The sequence below is a fragment of the Streptomyces sp. NPDC002868 genome, from assembly GCF_055563295.1.
The window spans coordinates 275,768-296,953 of record NZ_JBVHDR010000008.1 but is presented as its reverse complement, the minus strand read 5'-3'; the positions used below and the strand labels follow the sequence as shown (position 1 = coordinate 296,953).

Sequence of the window (21,186 nt, the reverse complement as noted above, 5' to 3'; positions counted from 1 at the left end):
TCGATCACTCACGTTAGGAAGGACTCACCCTGCCGGACCCGACATCCTGTGCCCGGTCCGGTCGGGTACGACGGGCCACGGACGGCCCGCGCACACCACACCTGCCTCAGTCACAACGAGCAAACGCGGCCTAGCAGGGGCTGGACGGCGTACGCAAGAGCATCCGCGCGCGGAAGGTTGAGTGGGAGGTCTCTCGCCCGGGTTTCCCCGGCTCCGTAGCGTCACAGCCATGATGGCGACGGTCGGACGCAGGGCGCTGGCACTGGCGGGGGCACTTCTGGGCGTGTGGGCGCTCGGTGGGTGCCAGGTGATGGGGGGCGGAGGAGGTTCCGACCCGGATCCCGCGGTCTATCTCTCGGAGGCCAGGCAGCGGCTCGATGCGCGTTCCCAGAGTGTGTACGACCGACTGGGCCTGGCGGGCGAAGTCCAGGTCAACGACATCCAGTCCACCGGTTGTTACACCACGACCTTGAGTCTCAAGGAGGAGCTGAACGGTCTCGGCATGGAGCACCGGTGGCAGATCAAGGATGTCGCCGAGGCCGACGCCAGGTCCGCGGACCGGCGGATGCGGGAGCGGATGCGCGCGGACGGCTGGGAGGTCGTCTACGACAGGCCGGGCAGCAAGGACGGGGTCGCAGGCGTGAACGTCCGGTTCAAGGATCCGGAGACCGAGGACTCGCTCAACCTCTCCTGGTGGCCCACGGCCAGGAGCCTCTCCGTGAGGCAGTACGTGAACTGCACTCCGGTCGACGGCGACAGACCGGGTGTGCACGATCTCGTCACCACGTGGGACACGGACTTTCAGGGAGTACGCGCATAACCGGCGAGTGCGCGCATGACCGGCGCCCTGGGCCTTCGGCGCGGGAGCACGCGGAACGCTGGGGCCCGGGTACGGCAGCGGCCGCCGCCGCGCTATGGGGGGCCGCTGCCGTACGTACGCAGAGGCCGTGACCGGAATCGAACCGGCGTAACTCGCTTTGCAGGTTTGTCAGCCCAGGTCAGAGCATGATCTGGGCTCGTTCACTGGCGTTCATCCCCGTACGGACGCTGTGCCCACCGAGGCAGAGTGAACTGCCCCGGACGGCCGCGTATGGCGATGAATGAGACGGAAACTGAGACGGTCGCCCCTGTCTCGCTTCGCCTGCCACCAACGTTCTACTGTCTTGCCCATGGATGGCCAGTGGGCAGTAGTCGTGGGAGCGGGACTGGGCGCTAGCGGGGCCGCCGTTGGTGCGCTGACAACATGGGCGAGCGCACGACTCCAAAGTCGTTCGCACCTCAACATCGCCCGGTTGCAACACGAGTCTGCGCAGTGGGTGGAGACGATCGACCGCAAGCGGACAGCTTGCGCCGAACTGGTCTTGTCAGTGGACACCGTCCGCCGACAAATGCGCGTGGTGCGACAGCACATCGAGGGTGCGGATGGTTCTGACGACGATTTCCGCGTCAAGCGCGACGCCGTGCATGACCGGATACGCGAGATGCAAGCAGCGGAGTGGGTCCTGAGGCTCATGCTCGCTGTCGATGAACAGGACTCTGTTAGCCAGCTCCTGGAGGCCGTATACGCGTCGCACTATGCACTGATCCAAGATGGCGATGAGTGGCTCACTCAGAGCTTTGCGGGCTCGGGCCGTCCTCCAGGTCAGACGGAGCGCTTTGCGTCTACGACGGCCCCTCTTCAGACTCAAATGATGAAGTTTGCGCAACTCGCCCACTCACGTCTGTACTCGTCAGCGCTCGGCGTGAGCGACATCCCGGTCCAGAGACTGCCCCCAGAGCCTCACTGACACTCGGGGTGTCGTGACTGCTCGGAGGTGGGTTCGCACCAGCCAGGGGACTTCACCTACTCCTTCCGCTTTGCAGGTTTGTCCGGGCTGGTCAGAGCATGATCCAGGCTCGTTCGCCGACGTTCATTCCCGTACGGACGCGGTGCCCATCGCGGGGGGTGAACGGCTCCGGACGGCCGCGTACGGGGATGAACGAGACGGAAGCTGAGACGGCCGCCCGTAAGGCGCATGCGGGGCCATGCTTCGTCCCAAACGCTCACCTCGGCGCACTGCTGATGGGTACTTACGAACCCGTCGTGTCAGGTTTGATGCTCTGGCACGGTATGAGCGAGGAACGGGGCGGGGGCGCGGGTATGGCGGGCAGACGTGGAGCGTGGGCGGGATCAGCCGTGACGGCTGCTGCTGCGTTGGTGACGGCGGTGCTGGGACCGGTGACCAATTACGCGAGCGCGACGGTGCCGGGGTGGGCCGCGCAGGCGTGGGTGGTGTGGCCGGTGTTCGGGGTGCTGGTGGCCGCCAGCGTGGGGTTACTGCTCTGGGGGCGGCGACTGGATGGCGGGGCGACTTCCGTGCGCCTGACACGGGTGGACAGGCTTGCGGGGACTCGGCATGGCTCGCTACAGCGTCAGCATGTGGAGCAGGTGCGTGGCCGCGAGGCAGAATTGGCTCTTCTGACGCGGATGTTGCGCCGACCGCAGGGCAGGTTTGCGGTGGTGTGCGGGGCTGGGGGACTGGGCAAGACGACGGTGGCTGCGCAGCTCGCTGCTCAGGCCGAAGAGGCAGGCTGGGCGGTGTTCTGGTTGCGATGGCACAACTCCGTCGACCTGGCGCAGCAGCTGACGCAGGTGGCGGTGGCGTGCGGGCTGCCGGAGGCGAGTCTGGAGGCTGCCCGGGCTGGGCATGAAAGCCTGCCCGATGTGATTTGGCGGCAACTGCAGTTCTCGCGGCGCTGGCTGGTAGTGCTTGACAACGTCGATGAACCGCCGGCGGTGGGCCCCGGCCATGAGCAGGTAGCCCACTATCGGGGATGGATCCGCCCGCACGGCGGCGGTCTGCTGCTGGTGACCAGCCGGGACACCAGCGGGCAGACCTGGGGACCGCGCGCGCAACTATTGCGGCTGGAGCCGTTGGGCGTTCAGGAGGCGAGTCGAGTCCTGCTTGATGCAGCACCGCAGGCTGGTACGCAGGAGCAAGCGCGGGAACTGGCAGCCCGGCTGGGCGGGCTGCCACTTGCCCTGCACGCGGCTGGCTCCTACCTCGCGACTGCCACTAGCCGCTACCGAACCTTCGACCACTACCGCCGGGCGTTGGACGCCGAGTTGTCCACACTCCTCGGCGCGCAGCACACCGACGCTTCCGACCCAGACGTTGCTCGCACCGTGGTGCGTCACACCTGGGAGGTGTCCCTCGATCAGCTCACGGGGGAAGGCAACGCGCTGGCCCGTCCGCTGCTGCGGATGATGGCGCTCCTAGCCCAGGCGCCCATTCCCCTGTCTCTGCTCACTCCGGGCCTTCTGGCCGCTGCGACGGGAGAGCCGGTCACAGTGGTCAGCATGGAGGCCGCGTTGGCGGGTCTGCACCGCTACGGGCTCCTCGGCCTGCTCGAACCCGTCACCGGACTGGAGGTGACGGAGGAGGATAGTGCCCAGGTGGTGCTACATCCCCTGGTCCGGGAGATCAGCGTCCTCGCTCTCACGGCCGAGACCACCGACCTAGCACAGTGGCACCGCGCCCTCACTGATCGGCTGACCGAAGCTGTCCACGATGTTGCCGCGGCCGGTCGCGCTGGCTGGCCTGCTGCCCGCCTCCTCGCCCCGCACATGCGGCTCCTGCTCGATCACAGCATCCGAGAGACCTTCACCGATGCCCGTGACGCGGTCGTGGCATTCGCGGATGTACTGGGCAGCGCTGGTGCCTACGCACTGGAGCACGTTCTACGCCAGCAGGTCCTCGATGCCCAGATTCGCTTCTTCGGTCCTGACCACCCCGAAACGCTGACCAGCCGTTACGACCTCGCCATTGCTCTGAGCGGGATGGGAGAGTACGCGCGGGCGGCTGAGCTGCACCGGCACACGCTTGAAGACCGCATACGGGTCTTGAGCCCTAACCACCGCGACACCCTGTGGAGCCGCAGCGGCCTGTCTAGTGCTCTGTATGGGATGGGGGAGTACGCACAGGCTGTGGCCTTGGATCGGCAACTCCTAGAGGAGCGCACGCGCGTCCTGGGCTCTGACGACCTCGACACTCTGGCCAGCCACAACAACCTGGCGCTTGCCTTGAGCAGAATGGGGGAGTACGCGCAGGCGGTTGAGCTGCACCGGCAGACGCTTGAGGAGCGCACGCGCGTCCTGGGCCCTGACGACCCCGAAACCCTCGGCAGCCGCAACAACCTGGCTAATGCGCTGAGCGAGATGGGGGAGTACGCGCAGGCGGCTGACCTGCACCGGCAACTCCTTACGGAGCGCACGCGCGTCCTGGGGCGTGACCATCCCGACACCCTGATCAGCCGCAACAACCTCGGTGTTGTTCTGTATCGCATGGGGGAGTATGCGCAGGCGGCCGAGCTGCACCAGCAGACCCTTGAGGCGCGTACGCGGATTTTGGGCCCTGACCATCCCGACACTCTGGGCGGCCGCAACAACCTGGCCCTTGCGCTGAGTGGGATGGGGGAGTATGCGCAGGCCACTGAGCTGCACCGGCAGACCCTTGAGGCGTACACGCGGATTTTGGGCCCTGACCATCCCAACACTCTGATCAGCCGCAGCAACCTGGCTAATGCGCTGAGCGAGATGGGGGAGTATGCGCAGGCGGTTGCCCTGCAGCGGCAGACGCTTGACGCGCGTTCGCGCGTCCTAGGCCCTGACCATCCCGACACCCTCGGCAGCCGGCATAACCTGGCTAACTCGCTGAGGGGGATGGGGGAGTATGCGCAGGCGGTTGCCCTGCAGCGGCAGACGCTTGAGGATCGCACGCGCGTCCTGGGGCCTGACCATCCCGATACCCTCGGCAGCGGCCGTGTTCTGGATCGGGCTCTCGTTGCATCGCGCAGAAGGCGCCGTCGACGAGACCGCTGGCTGCGTCGTAGGGCAGCTCCTGAATAGACAAGGCGCAGGCACTGCTGAGCCTGCTTCCCTTGTGCATGCCTTGCAGGTCTGTCTTCGCTGGTCAGCGTCCAGTCCGAGGGAGTTCATGCTCGTTCAGTCCTGGGTGCTTGGCCTACGCGCGGACGGAAACTGAGGCGGGCATCCTCTGCGAGCGGGGCGTGGTTACGCGGACTGCCCCGCGACACGCCTTGCCGTTGACCAGGATGACGCTGAGGCACGAGGCCGAAGAGGGCCGACACCTGGGCTTGCGGGCAGAGCGATGCCTGGAGGGCATGCGAATGGCTTGGGTTGCAGCTACGGGGATCCCACTGCTCAGCCAAGACGAAGCCAGGGCAGGGCAAATCCTGCGCCCTTACACCATACTGAGCACCGTAAGGCTCATCTCTCGCTCCCTGGCGAGGCAAGGACGTGCGAGGTCCGCATGGAAATCCACTCTCACCAAACAATGGCGCGAGTATTTCACGTCGATGATGAAACCGACACTGTCTACTGTGAGTTGCAAGACGGTCGGGTGGCCAACTGGTCAGCGTCTGACACAACGGATCTTGAACCCGGTGACGTGTTTTTGATCGCTGAAGACCTCAGAAGCGCCGTTCGCGGACCGCGTGAACTATGGCCCGAGCAGCCAGGTGACGACGCTACCAGACAGCCTTGGGACGACAAATCATGGGTAGGCGTCGTCAAAATTCTGCTCGATGACCGTGTCATCGTAGAAGTTAATGGTCAATTTAGAATCCTCGAACGGGCTCACAGTGAGCTGCAGGTCGGCAATACAGTTGAGGGTAACAGTGCTGGCATTGTGGGAATCCTGGCCGAGGAGCCTGTGCGTTATCTAGAGATCCCGGTAGACGACGCTACGATCAAACAGTACAAAGTGCCTCCCGGTGGGGGCAGTGAATCCTTTGCGGATTTCGTAGGTTTTCCAGAGATCCTAGAACGAGCGCGGGAACTAATTGAGATTCCTCTGGAGAAGCATGAACAACTAAAAAAGATCGGCGCTCGACCGATCAAAGGCGTGCTATTTACTGGACCGCCGGGGACGGGGAAAACGCTGCTGGCGCGAATCATCGCCAATCAGGCTGGAGCCGCATTCTATGAAGTCAGTGGACCGGAGATTCTCAGTAAATGGTATGGGCAAAGTGAAGAGTTGATCCGCAAGATCTTCGAAGATGCGAAGAATCAACCACGGGCCATCGTATTTTTCGACGAAATGGATAGCTTGGCATCTCAGCGGAGCAATGACTCTCATGAGGCATCTCGGCGCATCGTGGGACAACTTCTCTCCGCCATGGATGGGTTCTCAATCGACTCGAATGTTGTAGTTATTGCCACCACAAATCGCCCTCAGGATATCGATGTCGCATTGCGCCGTCCAGGTAGATTTGACTGGGAGCTTCACTTCTCAATGCCCTCGCAAGATGCAAGGAGAGAGATTCTTGCCGCTACCGCACAACGCCACAATGTAGATGGTGAGCTTCCGCATGAATTTATCGCGGAGAAAACGCACCTGTGGTCTCCGGCCGAACTGACGGCTATCTGGTCCGAGGCGGCCATTTTGGCCGTGACGGATGACCGGGATGTATTGATGCCAGAAGACTATATAGGCGGGTGGGAACGCGTATCACGCAATCGTGATCGCGTCGCCGCAAGCAGGCAAGACGAGAGCGAGCGGGTCGTTGATTAGAAGAATCAAGGCTTGGTTCAGAAGGAAAGACAAGTTCTGGAACCTTGAGGAAAAATTGCTCCGCGAGTTCGTCTACCTCGATGAGGTCAGTGTGACGAGTCTACTTTCCTCGCATCGCGGTGCAATCCCAGAGGAGATCACAGAGACGCTCTCAAATTCCATGACGAAAGAGGGAAACTTGGGATTTGAAATTAGCGCTGGACCGTTGAAATCCAACACAGGGTCACGGTTCGAGTCAACCAAAACGCAAGACTATCAGGTGCTCCGTAAAGCAACGATCCAGGCCACCTTCAAGGATCTACTCAAGAGAGTTCGGCACTCCTTGGTGATGATGCCAATTCCGGTGCAGGAAGCTAGTCCTGCTAGGGAAGTCGTGCGCAGTCTAACTGTCGGTGGCGAGATTGTAACGGGTCCTTACCGTTGGGCATTCGACGCAGTCAAGTTGCAGCGAGGGAGACTGTTTGAGGTAGAAATTGAACTGGAAGCCGACCCGATTTTTCAGTTCAGTACGATCATCTCAACCATCGCTGAAATTATTGAGCAATCCGATCAATTGTCGGCGCAGGTTGCGCCCGAGGAGATGAGCCAGGCTCGCGAAGTTAACCAACTTCTTGAGAGTCTAATGGGTGGGCTTATTCCCATTCGGTGCCGGGCTGTCAACTACGATGCATTCTCAGTCGATGGCGTGGGCTACGTGACCCATCGGAGCGTGACGGATGATTTCGCCGCACAGTCGGGCGCATCCGCGCAACCCCTCTACCTCGTTGGCGTAGTGGAGCAATCTCTATTCTGGAAGGATATCCGAAGAATCCTCTTCTCGAAGTCACCAGTGACTGCGCTTTGCAGGGTTGGTAAGTCAGGAATCCGCTCCTCATGGACGCCTGTCAAGCTGGTAGATGTACTGGAGCGGGTTGTTCCTGATATCGGTCGAGATATTAGGCAGATTGCTCCTCAGGCGCTCCAGGTGATGGCAACTGCGGGAGACTCGTCGACAGGATCAGCTGAACTGAGAAAACGCGCACTTCGTGCATACGGAGAAGCTCTTGCTGCCGAGTGTGAAATTCCTTTGAATGATTCAGACTTGCAGAGACTCCAACTTCAAGCTGACATCCATCATTCGCACCTGACCTCAGTTTCAGAAGCCCGTCGTGGCTTTTCTGCCATTGCAGAATTCATGGACGCTGAGTTTGGATGTCGGGCGTCGAGTACACGCTCCGCTGCACTTCGAGAGGAATCCATGAGGGAATGCGGCCTGATGCCAGGAGGAGTACTGGCGCTGCAATCATCTGCTATCGCTCAGGTAGATTCGGAAGGCGAGAAGGAAGCTCAATATCTGGATTCTGAGATCGTGGCTATTTACTGGTAACCCCAAGACGAAGATGTAATTTTCCAACCGCCGCCATGTGTAGGCACTAGGTCGGCCCTGCCGACGTCGGCGAGCCGTACGCCTACGATCATGCGAATCTTATCTGTGACAGTGAAGAGAGGGAGAGTTGGTGTCGCAAACCAGTCCACGTGGGACCTTCCTGAAGATTGCTGACGCAGTGAAGGCTCAGATAGCCGAGAACCCTGAGATGGTGGAACTTCCGTCGGTAGCGGATCTAATGCGGGATCACGGCGTTTCCCGCGGTGTGGTGCTACGTACATTTGGGGTCTTGCAGAAAGAAGGCATTGCAGAACCAGTTCCAGGGGGTCGTTGGCGTGTAGTTAAGGCGGGGCAGGCGCGGGACCGCCGGCCGCTGGAAGAGCGAATCTCGGACGTGATCGCAGCGGACAGGCTAGAGGTAGGGGCCGATTTCCCGAGCGCGTCTGCACTGAGTTCCCGGTTCGGTGTCTCGCGACCTACCGTCAGCAAGGCCTTGGAGAAGCTTGAAGCGGCCGGGCTGCTGACGGCAGGAAGCCAGGGCAAGGTGAGGAAGGTACGCGCAGTGCCAAGTCAAGAGGAGCGTGCGGAGCGTTGAGCACCCGAGGACTGACCGAGTGGGCCTATCCGCTCGCCGAATCGCTGCTTGCTGAACCGCTTCCGCGCCGATGGCAACACTCGTTGGGTGTTGCAGAACGGGCGCGGACAATCGCTCCCATCCTCGGAGCGGACGCAGATCTGATGGAAGCGGCTGCGGTACTCCATGACATCGGTTACGCGCCTGATCTCGTCAAGACTGGTTTGCACCCACTGGATGGAGCCCGCTACCTCCGCGACATCGCGAAGGCAGACGACCGCGTCGCGCGACTCGTAGCCCACCATTCGTGCGCGTGGATGGAGGCAGAGGCGCGAGGGCTGCGCGAGGAGTTGGAGGATGAGTTCCCGCGGGAAGACCCGAACCTCAACGATGCGCTCTGCTTCTGCGACATGAACACAACGCCTGACGGCACTCCAACCAACCCCGTGGACCGAGTGAACGAGATTGCCGGGCGGTACGGGCCAGACAGTCTCATCGGCACGTTCATCCGCCGCGCCGAACCGGAGATCCTGGCCAGCACCGCCCGCGTACTGGAGCGGGTCGCCACGGCAAAGCGTCAGCCGATGTAGGGCGCCGTACGCGTCCGGTCCATCGCGTGCTCGATGCGCAGCCGCATCGTCGCGTGGATGTCGAGTTCCGTCAGGTCCGCTGGAGTTACCCAGCGGACCTGCGTCGTCTCGTCGCTTGTACGAACGTCTCCGCCGATCGGCCTTGCCCGGAAACAGATGCTGAACTGCTGCCGCGCTTCGCCGTCGTCGTACAGCATCACGTGGCCAGGGTCCGTGTAGATCCCGGACATGTCGATGACTTCTGCCTTGATGCCGGTCTCTTCCCAGACCTCACGCACCACCGTGTCGCTGATCGACTCGCCGACATCGTGTCCACCGCCGGGAAGCGCCCACCGGCCGTTGTCGGACCGCTGGATCACGAGTACCTCGCCCGCGTCGTTCTGCACGAACGCGACGACCGATGGCACTACGGAGTTGGCCGGCGGTGCGTCGGGGTCGTGTAGGTAGTCAATGCGTCCCATACTCAAGCTCCCCTGAGGTCGTGATCCGTGACCTGGCGCGCGCCTCCCCAGGTCTGCTCAATGCTATTCGCGTACGTGTCGAAGAGCCCTCCACCCGGCAACCGACGGAGATGTAGAACGGGAGCCATGTATGCGCCGATGCCGTAGACGTGAGTGTTCACCAGCATTTCGTCGTCGGCCCGGAACAGCGAGTTGTAGAGCGTCGCGTCATGCAGCCGGAAGCCGATATCAGGATGACTGCTGAACAGCGGACGGTAGTTCATCAGTGCATTGCGAATTTTGCCGTCCATGATCTGGTGACCTTCATCTATGCCGCGCTGCTTGACCGCTGCACAGTGCGGGTCTCCGAGCAGGATGCGCACCTGCGCGTTTCCCTGCACCTTGGCCTTGAGCAGATCGAGAAAGAGCGGGTCCTCCGACAGCCACAACCCGGAGTAGACGAGTACGTCGACGTGCGACTGGGCCCGCCCATAGATCTCGCGCCAGAGTCCGGTGGGGACCATGTGCCGGTGCGGGTAGACCGTGACGATCTCAGCCTTGCTCAGGTCGGATGCACTTTCGACCGTGCGGGAGTCTTCCCACAGCGTCGTCACATCGACCTTGAGCAGTGACGCGGTCGCGTACTGGTGCCGCCGGTAAGGGACTTTCCCCTGCGTGATCCAGCGTTCGACCGTCTTCGGGTTTACCTCGATCGCATCGGCCAGGTCCTGCACGGTCATGCCCTGCGCCAAGAGAGCAGACCGTAAGCGCTCGTTGGACATCTCAACCCCCGGTGGGACGTCTAGGGACTTCCTGACGGTAGCGAGATCGACTCAAGGTGTCCACGCGCGGGGTGAACAACGCCCCTCACCTGCACCGATTCTGATGGTGCGCCAAGAAGTTCCGGCGCGAAGCCAAGAGGTCCCGCCGATGTACTTGACGGAGCACTATGCGGTACCTGTAAAACAGGTACCGCATAGCTGCCCGGAGGACCCCGTGAGACGGGTTCGAAGGAAGCGCCTGAGCCTTGAGAACTCAACAGTGTGTTGAAAACGAGTGTTTTTGGTCCTGACGCCGCCTGGAGGGTGGCGTCAGTGGCCATGACCGCTCGTCTTCGACGAGTGGTCGCCGCTGGCAGCGCTTCGCGCTGGTCAGCGGCTCGCTCAACTCCGACAGGCCAGGGCATCCAACCTCTCACCACGGACCGAGGTGCCCCGGCTCTCCCTGCCCCTTCTGACATCAGGAGAGCTTTGCCATGCGCGATTTCATCGGCCGACACCAGGCCCTGAACGACGTTGAGTTCACTGAGCTGGCGCTCGGCTACGAGGAACTGTCGGCCGGTATTGACCACGACTTGTTCCGCGGCCCGCTCGCCTTCGAGGCACCGGAGGAGGAGGCGGCCCGCCTGGACGCGGCTCGCGACATCATCGCCGACCTGCGCGCCGAAGGCGTGGCCGGTGACGAGGTGGCCGCGTGGGATGCCCTGTACGCCGACGCTCTCACCCGGACCGTGCCGTTCCTGCGGGCTGCCGCCCGCGGCCGGGCCTCCGGGGCGGGGGAGGCGGCGTGAACCGCAAGGGTCAAGTCCTGCTGATCGCCGCCCTGGTGGCCGTGGTCGGCATGGCGTTCCGCGTCTCATGGAACGCGCTGAGCGACGTGGCACGTGCGGTCGGGGCCGACGACGCCGGAGCCACCCTGTATCCGTTCGTCGTGGACGGCCTGATGGCGCTCGCGCTGGTCGCCACGCTTGTCCTCACTGGCAAGGACAAGACCTTTGCGCTGCGAGTGCTGGCTGGCTACACGGGCGCATCCCTCGTTCTGAACTTCGTGCATGGTGCGGTGCCAGAGCTGCACGGCGACACGGTCAACTGGGGCCAACTGGCCGACTGGCAACTCCCCAACTACGCCCTGGTGTTGCTCGCGACTTCACTGCCGGTCGGGTCGATCTACTTTGGATCGGACCTGGTCGCCAAGGTCATTCACCATCAACCCACCCCGAGTGCAGTTCGGGAGGAATCGCAACGGACCACCGTAAAACGGTTGGGTTCTGACCTGCACGAGTCGGCCCCCGAGCCCCCGGCCGCGCCGGGTGAACTGCCCGCTGCGGAGTTGGCCGACCCGCTGCCCGCCATCGAACCGGCAGCGCCGGGCGAGTCGGCTGCGGTCAAGGCGGTCGCTGCGGTCGAGCACGCGCCGCGTCGGGCGACCGGTCGGGTCCCCGAGTCGGCCCGCAGCACCCGACCGACGCGTAGCCCGGAGCAGCTGTTCAGTGAGGCGCGGTCGGTCACTGCGGACTGGTCGGATGAGGCCCTGACCGCCGAAGCGATCCGTAAGGCGGTCCGGACGTCGTCCGCCAGCGCCCGCACGCTGCGCGATGCGCTGAAAGCTGAGCGGGCCGCAGGCGAGAGCGGACCGGTAGAGGCGGCTTCGTGATGTCGCCGACGTTCGGCAAGTGCTACGACCCGAACGGCACCACATACGGCGTCCCCACCTTTCCCTGGAAGTTCGCCCCGGACAGCTACGCCACCCGTCGCCAACTGCGCGCCCGCGGGTTACGGCCTGGTGGGCAGCCGATCGCGGCACAGGTCATGCGGCGTTGCCGCGGCCGCAAGTCGGGTGTCCTGGTCGCCTACCTGTACCGCATCGACCAAGCCAAGCCGGTCCGCCCGATGACGCCCGCCAAGCGCCTGGCTCTCGCCAAGGCGATGGCTGCGCGCCGCTGGTGCCCTTCCTGCCGGACCGATGCCGGGTACTGCATCCCGACGTCGCTCGGCATGTGCGTGACCTGCGCCTATCCCGAGGAACAGCGCGCTGCCTGAACACCCCGCGTGGGGCCCGGACGGTCGGCCGTCCAAAGCGCCGCCCAGGCCCCTCAACTCCCGTGAAGGAGCAAGGTTCATCGTGACTGAGACAACCGCGTTTCCGCCTCCGGAGGAGCCGGAGGACAGCACGGCAGAGGTTCTGCCGTTCCCGCTGCAGAAGGACCCGGCACCACCGGAGATTCCGGCACCGGGCGAGGTGAAGCCGGGCGAGTGGGAGGCGGACCTCCCCGACACTGACGACCCCGAGGCTGAGGGCCTGGAGGAGGGGCAGTCGGTCGACCCGCCCCGCGAGGTCTATCCGCCCTCGGTTGCCGAGTGGATGGAGGCCAAGGACAAGGCGCGGCCGACCGTCTTCCCCGACTGGGTGAAGCTGCCCGACCAGCGCAGCGCGGTCCGGAAGTGGGCGGTGCGACACTACTCGACCATGGCCGGGTATCACGCGGTACGCCTGCCGTGCGTCTACACGCCCAAGCTGCTGGCCTACTCCCCTCGCGGGGCGTGGCGCTGGTCAACTGCGGTCGGCCGGTGGGTTTTCGACGCCGAGGGCAAGAACCTCCGGCTCGCGGCAGTCGAGAACGAGGATGCGGGCGAATACCTGAAGCTGTCGCGACAGCGCAACGACCGCGTACGGCTGCGGGGCATCGTCACCACCCTCGCCTCCTTCGTGGGCCTGGCAGCCGCCCTGACCGTGTATGTGATGGCTCCGTCGTGGCTGCTGCTGTTGTCGGTGGCCACCCTGACCACCGCGGCAGGGCTCACCGGCGCGCCGGCCGATCGCCCGCTGATCGACCGGGCCAAGGTGACGTTCCGCAAGCGCAAGCTGTCCTCGGACATCATCACCCGGGCCTTTGTGGCCGCTGGTCTGACCAAGCCTGACCAGGGGATTGCGTTCCCGCGGCCGATCGGCCGGGACGGGGACGGCTGGCGCGTCGTAGTCGACCTGCCGTACGGCAAGTCGTTCGCCGATGCCCTGGCCAAGCGCAAGGCGCTCGCCTCGGGCATCGACATCGCCGCCACTCAGTTGTTCCTGGACCCTGATCTGTCCTCGGAGCGGCGGGTGTCGATGTGGATTGCCGACCGTGACCCGCTCGCGGTCCCCTCCGGCCGTACGCCGCTGCTGGGGGCAACACGGGTGGACTTTTGGCAGCCGTTCCCGTGGGGCGTGGACGAGCGGGGCAACCCGGTCATGGCCTCGATGCTGTGGCTCTCCTTGCTGGTCGGCGCGGTTCCCAGGCAGGGCAAGACGTTCTCCGCCCGCACCATCGCGCTGGCTGCCGCACTGGACCCGTACGTCAGGCTGATCCTGTTCGACGGCAAGGCATCGCCGGACTGGCGCAGCTTCACGAAGGTGGCGCACCGCATCGGCTTCGGCATCGTGCCCCGCAACGGCTTCGACCCGGTAGAGCACCTGATCAGTGCCCTGATGGAGCTGAAGGCGGATGTGGAAGACCGCTACCACCGGCTGTCCGAACTGCCGCTGCACATCTGCCCCGAGGGCAAGCTCACCCCGGAGATCAGCCGGAACAAGAAGCTGAACATGCCCCTCACGCTGGTCGTGATCGATGAGGTGCAGGAGTACTTGCAGCACCCCGTCCACGGCAAGACCATCCTTGACCTGCTGGTCTACCTCGCCCGCGTCGCCCCGGCAGTTGGGGTGTCAGTCATGAACTCCACCCAGAAGCCGGACGACACCGCATGCCCCTCAGTGCTGCGTGACCAGCACCAGGCCCGGTTCTCCCTCCGCGTCGGGTCCTGGCAGGTCTCCGATGTCGTCATGGGCGCCGGTTCCTACAGCGAGGGCCTGGACGCCTCCCGGCTGCTCAAGTCCCACAAGGGCGTTGGCCTGCTCAAGGGCATGTCGGACGAGGCGGGCATCGTGCGCACCTACCTGGCCGATGGCCGCGACGCCGACACGATCCTGACCCGTGCCCGCGCGCTGCGCGAGGACGAAGGCACGCTCACGGGCGACGCTGCGGGCGAGGTCATGGCCACCCGCGGCGCGGACGCGATCCTGACCGATGTGGCCGCGGTGCTCGGGCGCAAGGAAGACAAGGTGTGGTCCGAGACCATCGTGGACCGCCTCGCCGAGCTGAACCCCGAGGCATACGGCGAGTGGGCGGAGCTGGAGGGCCGCGCCAAGGCGGACCAGCTCGCCTCCGCGCTCAAGCCCTACGGCATCACCACGGGCCAGGTGTGGGGCAAGACCGAGGGCGGCAAGGGCGCGAACCGGCGCGGCATCGAGCGTCAGCACATCATCGACGCGATTACGGAGCGCAACAAGAAACGGTCCGCGGAGTAGGCCCGAACGGTTGCTAGGTCTAGCACCCACCGTCGCTAGACCTAGCAACCTCGCTAGCGACCAAAACCGCCACTGATCAGGTCGCTAGCACCTAGCGACCCACCTGCGGAAACACCCTCAACCCCGCCTGGAAGGCACCCCATGACCCCCATCGCCCTTGCTAGCGCCTGCCTACTCGCCATCACGCTCTGTTACGGATCTCTGTGCTGGGTCAGCCCGTTCGGCCGCTGCCGCAAGTGCAACGGACTCGGCTTCGCCCTCAAGCACGACCGCAAAGGACGGCCGAGGCGCGGCAAGCACTGCCGCCGCTGCCACGGCCACGGCATCCGCATACGCATCGGCCGCCACCTGCTCAACCGCGGCCGACGCATCCACCGCCACGGCACCCGCTAACCCACCACCACAGGAGGCCCCGTGGCCATCACCGTCTCGCTCGTCTTCGCCTTCGGCATCGCCCTCGCGCTGCTGCTCCGCTTCAAAGCCCTCGGTGCCGGAGCCGCAACCGTCGCCGTGCTCTTCGGCTTCTACCTCGCCGACACCGACGCCCGCACCACCGTCAACGACCTCATGGGCGCAGTCATCCAGGCGCTCCCCGACCGGTAGAGGAGCCCCGCCGTGAACGAACCCATCGTCGCCCGCAGCACTCTGGCCCTGGCCCTGCCGAAGGTGGCCCCCGCGGTTGCCACATCGACCGTGCTCATCCTCGGCCGCCTCTGGAACGCCAACGGGGCCGAACACAGCGTCGGCAACGCCACGTTGATGGTCGTGCTTGCGGCCGGTGCCGCAGTGGCCGGCGGATTCGCCTCCGCCGGACAACGCGGAGACAGCGTCATTGCCGGAACCGCGTTCGCCACCTCCGGTGGGCTCGCCCTCGCAGGGGTGGCCGGATACGCGGACGGGCTGTCCCTGCCGCTGCTCCTGTGGGTGCTGGCCACCGCGGTCGCATATGGCATCGCGGTCCGGTACTGGCGCACCGACCGCCGCAACACTGTCGCCTACGAGCGGCACATGGCAGAGCGGCGTGAGGAACACGGCCACATCGAGCGCGTGGAAGCCCTGCGCGCCGGAGCACAGATCGAGGTCGCCCGCGAAGGCGCGGCCTACGCCACCGCCCTCGCGCAGGCACTGACCGCCCGGGCAGCGCTGCCGGGCTTCGATCCCGCCCAACTCACACGCGCGGGACTGCCCGAACTCCCCGCCATCGAGACCGCTAAGGAGCACTGACCATGTTCGAGATCCGCATCATTTGCGACCCCGCAGACACCGAACGCATCACGGCCGCGCTCAACGGCATGTTTGACACCGGCGCGGTGCGACGTCTGCCCTCCCGGTACACGGACATGGACCGGCTGTACGTCACCGCCGATCACCGGCCGCAGACCGAGACGTGGCCGACGCCGGAAGAGGCATACGCCGCCGCCCCGAGCATCATCAGCGAGATCGGGTGGACCGCCCGTACCGCTGCCGACAAGCCGTTCGGCACGCAGCTCGGGCGGGAGTTCTGGCTCCGCAAGGCCGCAGTCCTCGACCGCATCGCCCACGGCCACGAGGACGGCAGCAGCGACACCAACGACGCCGCCGAGGTGGCCACCGAAGCAGCCTGCCGCGTCATGGATCTCGATGGCGTCAGGCCTGGCTGCGAGCCGCGCCTGTACGTCCGCCGCGTCTACATGGACTGGGCCACGCACCGATAGATACGCCCGGGGCGGTCGCCCTCTCACCACAAGACCGCGACCGCCCCGGCTCCGCCCTGCCCCTTACGACAGAAGCAGGAGAACTCCAGCATGACACCCACCCGAACTCCCGCGCTGCTGCGCGCCGCGCTCGCGGCTGCTGAGCGCGGCTGGCCCGTCTTCCCTCTACGCCCCGGCGACAAGCGGCCCGCGGGGCACGCGGAGGCTCGTTGCGCCCGTACCGGACGCTGTACGAACGGGCACCGCACGCCGGAGCAGCGCGCCACTTGCGACGCCGCAGCGATCACGGCCGCGTGGAGCGCAGCCCCGTACAACGTCGGACTCGCCACCGGGCCCGCCGGACTGCTCGTGGTGGACCTCGATCTACCGAAGGACGACAACGACACCGCGCCGGAGGAGTGGGCAGGCACGAGCGACGGTCTGGACGTGTTCGCGATGCTGTGCGAGCAGGCGGGCGAGTGGCTGCCGACCGAGACCTACACGGTGCGCACCCGCAGCGGCGGACAGCAGCTCTACTTCACTGCCCCCGAGGGAAAGACGCTACGCAGCGGGGCGGGTGTCCTGGGGTGGAAGGTCGACACCCGGGCCTGGGGCGGGTACGTGGTTGCGGCCGGCAGTGTCGTGGGTGGAAGGCCGTACCGCGTCATTCACAATGCCCCTCCCGCCCCCCTCCCTGCGTGGCTTAGTGACCTGCTGACCACACAGCCGGTACCGGCCCCGATGCCGATCACCACCCTGTCCATCCACATGCGCAAGACCTCCGCCTACGTGGCCACGGCCGTGGAGGGGGAGTTGGAAAAAGTGCAGTCCGCCCGTGAGGGCGGTCGTAATGGCGCTCTCTACGCCGCTGCCTACGCCCTCGCCCGCTTCATCCGCCTCGGAGACCTGACCGAGACGGCCGCGGAAACGGACCTCACCGCCGCGGGGCTCTCCGTGGGCCTGTCTTCGGCCGAGTGCCGGACCGCGATCCGCTCAGGCTTCCGCCGCGGCGGTGCGGGCGAGGAGGTGGGTGCGGCATGACGACACAGCCTGTGGACAGCGAACTGTGGGCAGGGCTCACCGCCGATCTGGACGCACCGCCCGCAGAACCGGTGTGGGAGGACCCCGTGCCTCTCACCGCGCGGCGAACGCTCGCAGAGTTCCCGGTGGGCTCCTTGCCGGGCTGGCTGCGCGAATTCGTGGCCGCGGTCGCCGAGGAGACGCAGACCCCGGTAGACCTTGCGGGATGCATCGCTCTGTCGGTCATCGCGACCGCTGCGGGTGGCCGGTCGGTTGTGCTCGTGCACGGCAACTGGCGCGAGCCCACCAACCTGTACGTGGTCGTCGCCCTGCCTCCGGCCAACCGGAAGTCCGCCGTGTTCGCGCTGCTGTCAGATCCGCTCTTTGATGCCGAGCAGCAGCTCAAGACCGTGCGCCAACCGGCGATCGTGGAAGCACAGTTGACCGCTCGGCTCGCGAAGGAGGCGGCCGACAAGGCAACCGCCAAGGCAGCTACGGCCAAGGCGGATGAGCGTGACGAGCTGGTGGCCAACGCGCTCGCACTGGCGCAGACCGCGGACAGCATCGCTATCCCGACCGAGCCCCAGTTGCTCGCGGATGATGCGACCGCGGAGACGGTCACGACGCGGCTCGCGGAGCAGGGCGGGCGGATCAGCGTCATGTCGGCCGAGGGGGAGATCTTCGACATCATGGCCGGCCGCTACAGCAGCGGTTCACCCAACCTCGGAGTCTTCCTCAAAGGCCACGCAGGAGACCGGCTGCGCGTGGACCGGCAGACCCGCCGCGAGTACATCGAACACCCCGCGGTGACCATGGGCATCTGTGTCCAGCCGCAAGTGCTGGAAGCCATTGGCCGCAACGAAGTCGCCCGCGGCCGCGGTCTGCTGGGGCGGTTCCTGTACTCCATCCCCGAATCCCTCGTCGGACGACGCAAGTCCAGCCCCGACCCGATCCCGGAGGACGTGAAAGCCACCTACCGGCGCAACGTCATGGACCTGACGATGGGCCTCGCGGACTGGACCGACCCCGCGGTCATCCAGCTCACCCCCGAAGCCGATGCCGCACTGCTGGCCTTCCAGGACCGCGTAGAGCCCAAGCTCGCCGCTCGCGGCGGCTCACTCGGTCACATTGCCGACTGGGCGGGCAAGGTCGTCGGAGCAACCGCCCGCATCGCCGGTCTGCTGCACCTCGCCCAGCACCTGGTGGGCTCGCACACCAAGCCAGTAGCCGAAGCCACCATGCGCGACGCCATCGCGCTCGCGGAGTACTTCACCAGCCATGGACTGGCCGCGTTCGACGCCATGGGCGCAGACCCCACCACCGACCGGGCCCGCAGCGTCCTGGAGGTGATCCGCTCAGGCGGCTGGAGCGAGGTCAGCAAGCGAGACCTGATGGCCAAGCTCTCCCGCTCCGAGTTCCCCACCGCTACCGACCTGGACCCTGCCCTGAACCTCCTGGAGGACCACGGATACGTCCGGGCGCAGGCGGTTCAGCGTTCCGGCGGGCGCGGTCGGCCGCCCTCGCCGCGCTACCTCATCCACCCCCGCCTGACGGCCCCGAACCGCTGACCCCCGCCACAGATACCGCAGAATCACAGAAATAACCCGGCTAGCCCTCTGGCCTGCACAAACGGCCCGATCAGGGCTGGTGATGGTGTCGCCACAGAAATCGCGAAAAGTTCCACAGAAATAAGAACCGCCTCGCGGCCTCCCCGGGCGGGCCTGCTGACGGCAGGGCCCGGCCGTATTTCTGTGGAACCAAAACCGATTTCTGTGGCGGGACCCCTCCCGCTGCATCACCGCAGGTCAGGTCCGCAATCCCGGGTTTCTGTGTATTTCGTGGTTTCTGTGGCGGCCCTCCTAGGAGCGAGCCCCATGAACGACACCCCTGAAACCGACACGCTCGCCGAACACGACCCCACGTTGGTCCTGCTCAAAGTCGAGGAGGCGGCGCGGCGGCTCCGCATCGGTCGCACCCTCTGCTTCCAGCTCATCGGCTCCGGAGAACTGGAGTCCGTTCCTGTCGGACGACTACGCCGAGTGCCCGTGACCGCGCTGGACGACTACGTCGCGCGGCTCCGGGAGGCCAGCCGACCCACTCTCACCAGTGCCGCCTGAGGAGGCTGCTCATGACAGAACCCAAGCGCACCCGCCAGCCAAACGGCCGGTCGTCCATCTACCTCGGCAAGGACGGAAAGTGGCACGGCCGTGTCACGGTCGGCATCCGCGACGACGGCAAGCCGGACCGCCGCCACGTGGAACGCAAGACGCGCGCCGAGGTCACCGAAGCTGTCCGCGACCTGGAGCGGCAGCGCGACGCCAAGACCGTGCGCAAGCCGGGCAAGCCCTGGACGGTCAAGGCGTGGCTGACGCACTGGATTGAGAACGTTGCCCCCCTCACGGTCAACGACAACACGATGGTGGGGTACGGCGTGGCCGTGCGGAAGCACCTGATCCCTGGCTTGGGTGCTCATCGTCTCGACAGGCTCAAGCCGGAGCACATCGAGGTGTTCTACGCGAAGATGCAGGCCAACGGCAGTAAGTCCGCGACTGCGCACCAGGTGCACCGCACGTTCCGGACCGCCCTCAACGAGGCTGTACGGCGCGGCCACCTCGGAAAGAACCCGGTCCAGTTAGCCAAGGCTCCGAAGGTGGGTGACTACGAGGTGGAGCCCTACACCGTGCAAGAGGTACAGCGTCTACTGAAAGCCGCCGACACGCACCGCAACTCGGCGCGATGGGCCGTTGCGCTCGCCCTCGGACTGCGCCAGGGAGAGGTGCTGGGCTTGAAGTGGGAGGACATCGACCTTGACGGCGGGTTTCTCTTGGTCCGCCGGAGTCGCCACCGTCCGCAGTTCGCGCACGGGTGTGCGGAAGCCTGCGGGCGCAAGGCTGGCTACTGTCCGCAGAGGCGGCGACGCAACCCGGAGACTTCCACCACCAAGTCGCGTGCTGGCCGCCGCGCGGTCGGTCTCCCGGAACAGCTCGTTGACCTACTGCGAGCGCATCGCGAGGCCCAAGACGCGGAACGGCAAGCCGCGGGGAAACGCTGGGTGGAAGGCGGCTGGGTGTTCCCCGACGGACACGGCCGCAGCCCTTCCCACCGGAAGGATTGGGCTGAGTGGAAGGCCCTGCTGACGGAGGCGAACGTACGCGACGGGCGGTTGCACGACGCGCGCCATACGGCCGCCACGGTTCTGCTCATCCTTGGTGTGCCCGAGCGAGCAGTCATGGGCCTCATGGGATGGTCGACAACCGCCATGGCCGCTCGGTATCAGCACATGGTCGACGCGGTTTGGGCCGACGTGGCGAGGCAGGTCGACGGTCTGATCTGGAAGGCCGAAGCGTCCCGGCCGGATGACGACGACGGCGCGGCCGGCGCGCTCGTATCGGCCAACTGAGAGGGGAATTGAGGCGAACACAAGTAGGGCGGCCCTACCTGGGGAGGGCCGCCCTACTTGTGTTCCCTGCTCAAAGGCATCGGACCCGTGGCGGGAATGGCAATGAACGAGACGAGAACTGAGGTGGCTGCTCGGCAGCATAGACGGCCCGCAGATGGCCCGAGCTAAACCTCATCTCTCGGCGCTTCTCGGTCTTAGCTTCACTCAACCTCGAACCCGAGTCACCCGAATGGGCTAACTGACGAGCCTTCTTGGGGCCGAAAGGTGATAGTGGCGAGGGAACGCTTCAAGGCGGATTACTGCGCCTTCAGGAAATGTCCGTGGAGGAACTATGCGGCGGAACCGAGTGCAGGAACGGGTGAGTTAACGTGTTTAGGCTTCGTAAGAAACGTGCGCCTGCTGCTCCGGCTGGAGCGCCTGCTCCTGC

21 protein-coding genes are annotated in these 21,186 nt (G+C 65.3%); 19 read left to right on the top strand and 2 right to left on the bottom strand.

Annotated elements, in window-relative coordinates; genetic code table 11:
- The first annotated feature begins 229 nt into the window (after positions 1-229).
- From ACZ3H8_RS24790 to ACZ3H8_RS24760, 7 genes are all read left to right on the top strand, one after another.
- Positions 230-820 (top strand): hypothetical protein, encoded by a 591-nt coding sequence (locus ACZ3H8_RS24790; RefSeq protein WP_467405285.1) that lies wholly within the window; start codon positions 230-232, stop codon positions 818-820.
- A gap of 496 nt (positions 821-1,316) precedes the next feature.
- Positions 1,317-1,787 carry a hypothetical protein gene (locus ACZ3H8_RS24785; RefSeq protein WP_467405284.1) on the top strand — a complete coding sequence of 157 codons (471 nt, stop codon included), beginning with the start codon at positions 1,317-1,319 and terminating at the stop codon, positions 1,785-1,787.
- Positions 1,788-1,975: 188 nt separating this feature from the next.
- A complete protein-coding gene (gene fxsT / locus ACZ3H8_RS24780) occupies positions 1,976-4,888 on the top strand; it encodes an FxSxx-COOH system tetratricopeptide repeat protein (RefSeq protein WP_467405282.1) in 2,913 nt (970 codons plus the stop codon).
- A gap of 424 nt (positions 4,889-5,312) precedes the next feature.
- Positions 5,313-6,575, top strand: a complete 1,263-nt coding sequence (locus ACZ3H8_RS24775) for an ATP-binding protein (protein WP_467405279.1) — start codon at positions 5,313-5,315, stop codon at positions 6,573-6,575.
- Positions 6,523-7,941 (top strand): DUF6414 family protein, encoded by a 1,419-nt coding sequence (locus ACZ3H8_RS24770; RefSeq protein ID WP_467405277.1) that lies wholly within the window; start codon positions 6,523-6,525, stop codon positions 7,939-7,941. Before ACZ3H8_RS24775 ends, ACZ3H8_RS24770 begins: the two co-directional genes overlap by 53 nt.
- Positions 7,942-8,149: 208 nt before the next feature.
- Entirely contained in the window at positions 8,150-8,536 is a 387-nt protein-coding gene (locus ACZ3H8_RS24765) for a GntR family transcriptional regulator (protein ID WP_467405469.1), read from the top strand.
- Positions 8,533-9,105 (top strand): HD domain-containing protein, encoded by a 573-nt coding sequence (locus tag ACZ3H8_RS24760; protein ID WP_467405275.1) that lies wholly within the window; start codon positions 8,533-8,535, stop codon positions 9,103-9,105. Before ACZ3H8_RS24765 ends, ACZ3H8_RS24760 begins: the two co-directional genes overlap by 4 nt.
- Here the strand turns inward: ACZ3H8_RS24760 and ACZ3H8_RS24755 are convergent.
- Positions 9,093-9,566 (bottom strand): NUDIX domain-containing protein, encoded by a 474-nt coding sequence (locus ACZ3H8_RS24755; protein WP_467405272.1) that lies wholly within the window; start codon positions 9,564-9,566, stop codon positions 9,093-9,095. The genes ACZ3H8_RS24760 and ACZ3H8_RS24755 overlap by 13 nt on opposite strands.
- A gap of 2 nt (positions 9,567-9,568) precedes the next feature.
- Positions 9,569-10,285, bottom strand: coding sequence for an XRE family transcriptional regulator (locus ACZ3H8_RS24750; RefSeq protein WP_467405270.1), 717 nt, complete (start codon positions 10,283-10,285; stop codon positions 9,569-9,571).
- A gap of 515 nt (positions 10,286-10,800) precedes the next feature.
- Between ACZ3H8_RS24750 and ACZ3H8_RS24745 the strand changes: the two genes are divergently transcribed.
- From ACZ3H8_RS24745 to ACZ3H8_RS24690, 12 genes are all read left to right on the top strand, one after another.
- Entirely contained in the window at positions 10,801-11,115 is a 315-nt protein-coding gene (locus tag ACZ3H8_RS24745) for a hypothetical protein (RefSeq protein WP_467405267.1), read from the top strand.
- A complete protein-coding gene (locus tag ACZ3H8_RS24740) occupies positions 11,112-11,978 on the top strand; it encodes a DUF2637 domain-containing protein (RefSeq protein ID WP_467405266.1) in 867 nt (288 codons plus the stop codon). The genes ACZ3H8_RS24745 and ACZ3H8_RS24740 overlap by 4 nt, the downstream gene beginning before the upstream one ends.
- Entirely contained in the window at positions 11,978-12,364 is a 387-nt protein-coding gene (locus tag ACZ3H8_RS24735; protein ID WP_467405263.1) for an RRQRL motif-containing zinc-binding protein, read from the top strand. Before ACZ3H8_RS24740 ends, ACZ3H8_RS24735 begins: the two co-directional genes overlap by 1 nt.
- A gap of 82 nt (positions 12,365-12,446) precedes the next feature.
- The gene (locus ACZ3H8_RS24730) at positions 12,447-14,666 is read left to right on the top strand and encodes a cell division protein FtsK (RefSeq protein ID WP_467405261.1); all 2,220 of its coding nucleotides are present in this window, start codon (positions 12,447-12,449) and stop codon (positions 14,664-14,666) included.
- A 141-nt stretch (positions 14,667-14,807) separates the two neighbouring features.
- Positions 14,808-15,059: a hypothetical protein gene (locus tag ACZ3H8_RS24725; protein WP_467405258.1), complete on the top strand. Its 252-nt coding sequence runs from the start codon at positions 14,808-14,810 to the stop codon at positions 15,057-15,059.
- 21 nt (positions 15,060-15,080) lie between these two features.
- Positions 15,081-15,269 (top strand): hypothetical protein, encoded by a 189-nt coding sequence (locus ACZ3H8_RS24720; RefSeq protein ID WP_467405256.1) that lies wholly within the window; start codon positions 15,081-15,083, stop codon positions 15,267-15,269.
- A 12-nt stretch (positions 15,270-15,281) separates the two neighbouring features.
- Complete coding sequence (locus ACZ3H8_RS24715) at positions 15,282-15,890, top strand: hypothetical protein (protein ID WP_467405255.1); 609 nt, start codon at positions 15,282-15,284, stop codon at positions 15,888-15,890.
- Positions 15,891-15,892: 2 nt separating this feature from the next.
- On the top strand, positions 15,893-16,360 hold the full coding sequence (locus tag ACZ3H8_RS24710; RefSeq protein WP_467405253.1) for a hypothetical protein: 468 nt from the start codon (positions 15,893-15,895) through the stop codon (positions 16,358-16,360).
- Positions 16,361-16,450: 90 nt separating this feature from the next.
- Entirely contained in the window at positions 16,451-17,380 is a 930-nt protein-coding gene (locus ACZ3H8_RS24705) for a bifunctional DNA primase/polymerase (RefSeq protein WP_467405251.1), read from the top strand.
- A complete protein-coding gene (locus ACZ3H8_RS24700; protein WP_467405248.1) occupies positions 17,377-18,927 on the top strand; it encodes a YfjI family protein in 1,551 nt (516 codons plus the stop codon). Before ACZ3H8_RS24705 ends, ACZ3H8_RS24700 begins: the two co-directional genes overlap by 4 nt.
- 306 nt (positions 18,928-19,233) lie before the next feature.
- Positions 19,234-19,476 (top strand): excisionase family DNA-binding protein, encoded by a 243-nt coding sequence (locus tag ACZ3H8_RS24695; RefSeq protein ID WP_467405246.1) that lies wholly within the window; start codon positions 19,234-19,236, stop codon positions 19,474-19,476.
- An 11-nt stretch (positions 19,477-19,487) separates the two neighbouring features.
- Positions 19,488-20,759 (top strand): tyrosine-type recombinase/integrase, encoded by a 1,272-nt coding sequence (locus tag ACZ3H8_RS24690; RefSeq protein WP_467405244.1) that lies wholly within the window; start codon positions 19,488-19,490, stop codon positions 20,757-20,759.
- Positions 20,760-21,186: the final 427 nt, after the last annotated feature.

What these genes read in the sequence shown, in the direction of transcription:
- ACZ3H8_RS24700 (WP_467405248.1), top strand. Translation starts at nt 17,377, where the DNA reads ATGACGACACAGCCTGTGGACAGCGAACTGTGGGCAGGGCTCACCGCC.
- ACZ3H8_RS24705 (WP_467405251.1), top strand. Translation starts at nt 16,451, where the DNA reads ATGACACCCACCCGAACTCCCGCGCTGCTGCGCGCCGCGCTCGCGGCT.
- ACZ3H8_RS24695 (WP_467405246.1), top strand. Translation starts at nt 19,234, where the DNA reads ATGAACGACACCCCTGAAACCGACACGCTCGCCGAACACGACCCCACG.
- ACZ3H8_RS24775 (WP_467405279.1), top strand. Translation starts at nt 5,313, where the DNA reads ATGGAAATCCACTCTCACCAAACAATGGCGCGAGTATTTCACGTCGAT.
- ACZ3H8_RS24690 (WP_467405244.1), top strand. Translation starts at nt 19,488, where the DNA reads ATGACAGAACCCAAGCGCACCCGCCAGCCAAACGGCCGGTCGTCCATC.
- ACZ3H8_RS24725 (WP_467405258.1), top strand. Translation starts at nt 14,808, where the DNA reads ATGACCCCCATCGCCCTTGCTAGCGCCTGCCTACTCGCCATCACGCTC.
- ACZ3H8_RS24750 (WP_467405270.1), bottom strand. Translation starts at nt 10,285, where the DNA reads ATGACCGTGCAGGACCTGGCCGATGCGATCGAGGTAAACCCGAAGACG.
- ACZ3H8_RS24765 (WP_467405469.1), top strand. Translation starts at nt 8,150, where the DNA reads ATGGTGGAACTTCCGTCGGTAGCGGATCTAATGCGGGATCACGGCGTT.
- ACZ3H8_RS24790 (WP_467405285.1), top strand. Translation starts at nt 230, where the DNA reads ATGATGGCGACGGTCGGACGCAGGGCGCTGGCACTGGCGGGGGCACTT.
- ACZ3H8_RS24745 (WP_467405267.1), top strand. Translation starts at nt 10,801, where the DNA reads ATGCGCGATTTCATCGGCCGACACCAGGCCCTGAACGACGTTGAGTTC.
- ACZ3H8_RS24735 (WP_467405263.1), top strand. Translation starts at nt 11,978, where the DNA reads ATGTCGCCGACGTTCGGCAAGTGCTACGACCCGAACGGCACCACATAC.
- ACZ3H8_RS24755 (WP_467405272.1), bottom strand. Translation starts at nt 9,566, where the DNA reads ATGGGACGCATTGACTACCTACACGACCCCGACGCACCGCCGGCCAAC.
- fxsT (WP_467405282.1), top strand. Translation starts at nt 1,976, where the DNA reads ATGAACGAGACGGAAGCTGAGACGGCCGCCCGTAAGGCGCATGCGGGG.
- ACZ3H8_RS24710 (WP_467405253.1), top strand. Translation starts at nt 15,893, where the DNA reads ATGTTCGAGATCCGCATCATTTGCGACCCCGCAGACACCGAACGCATC.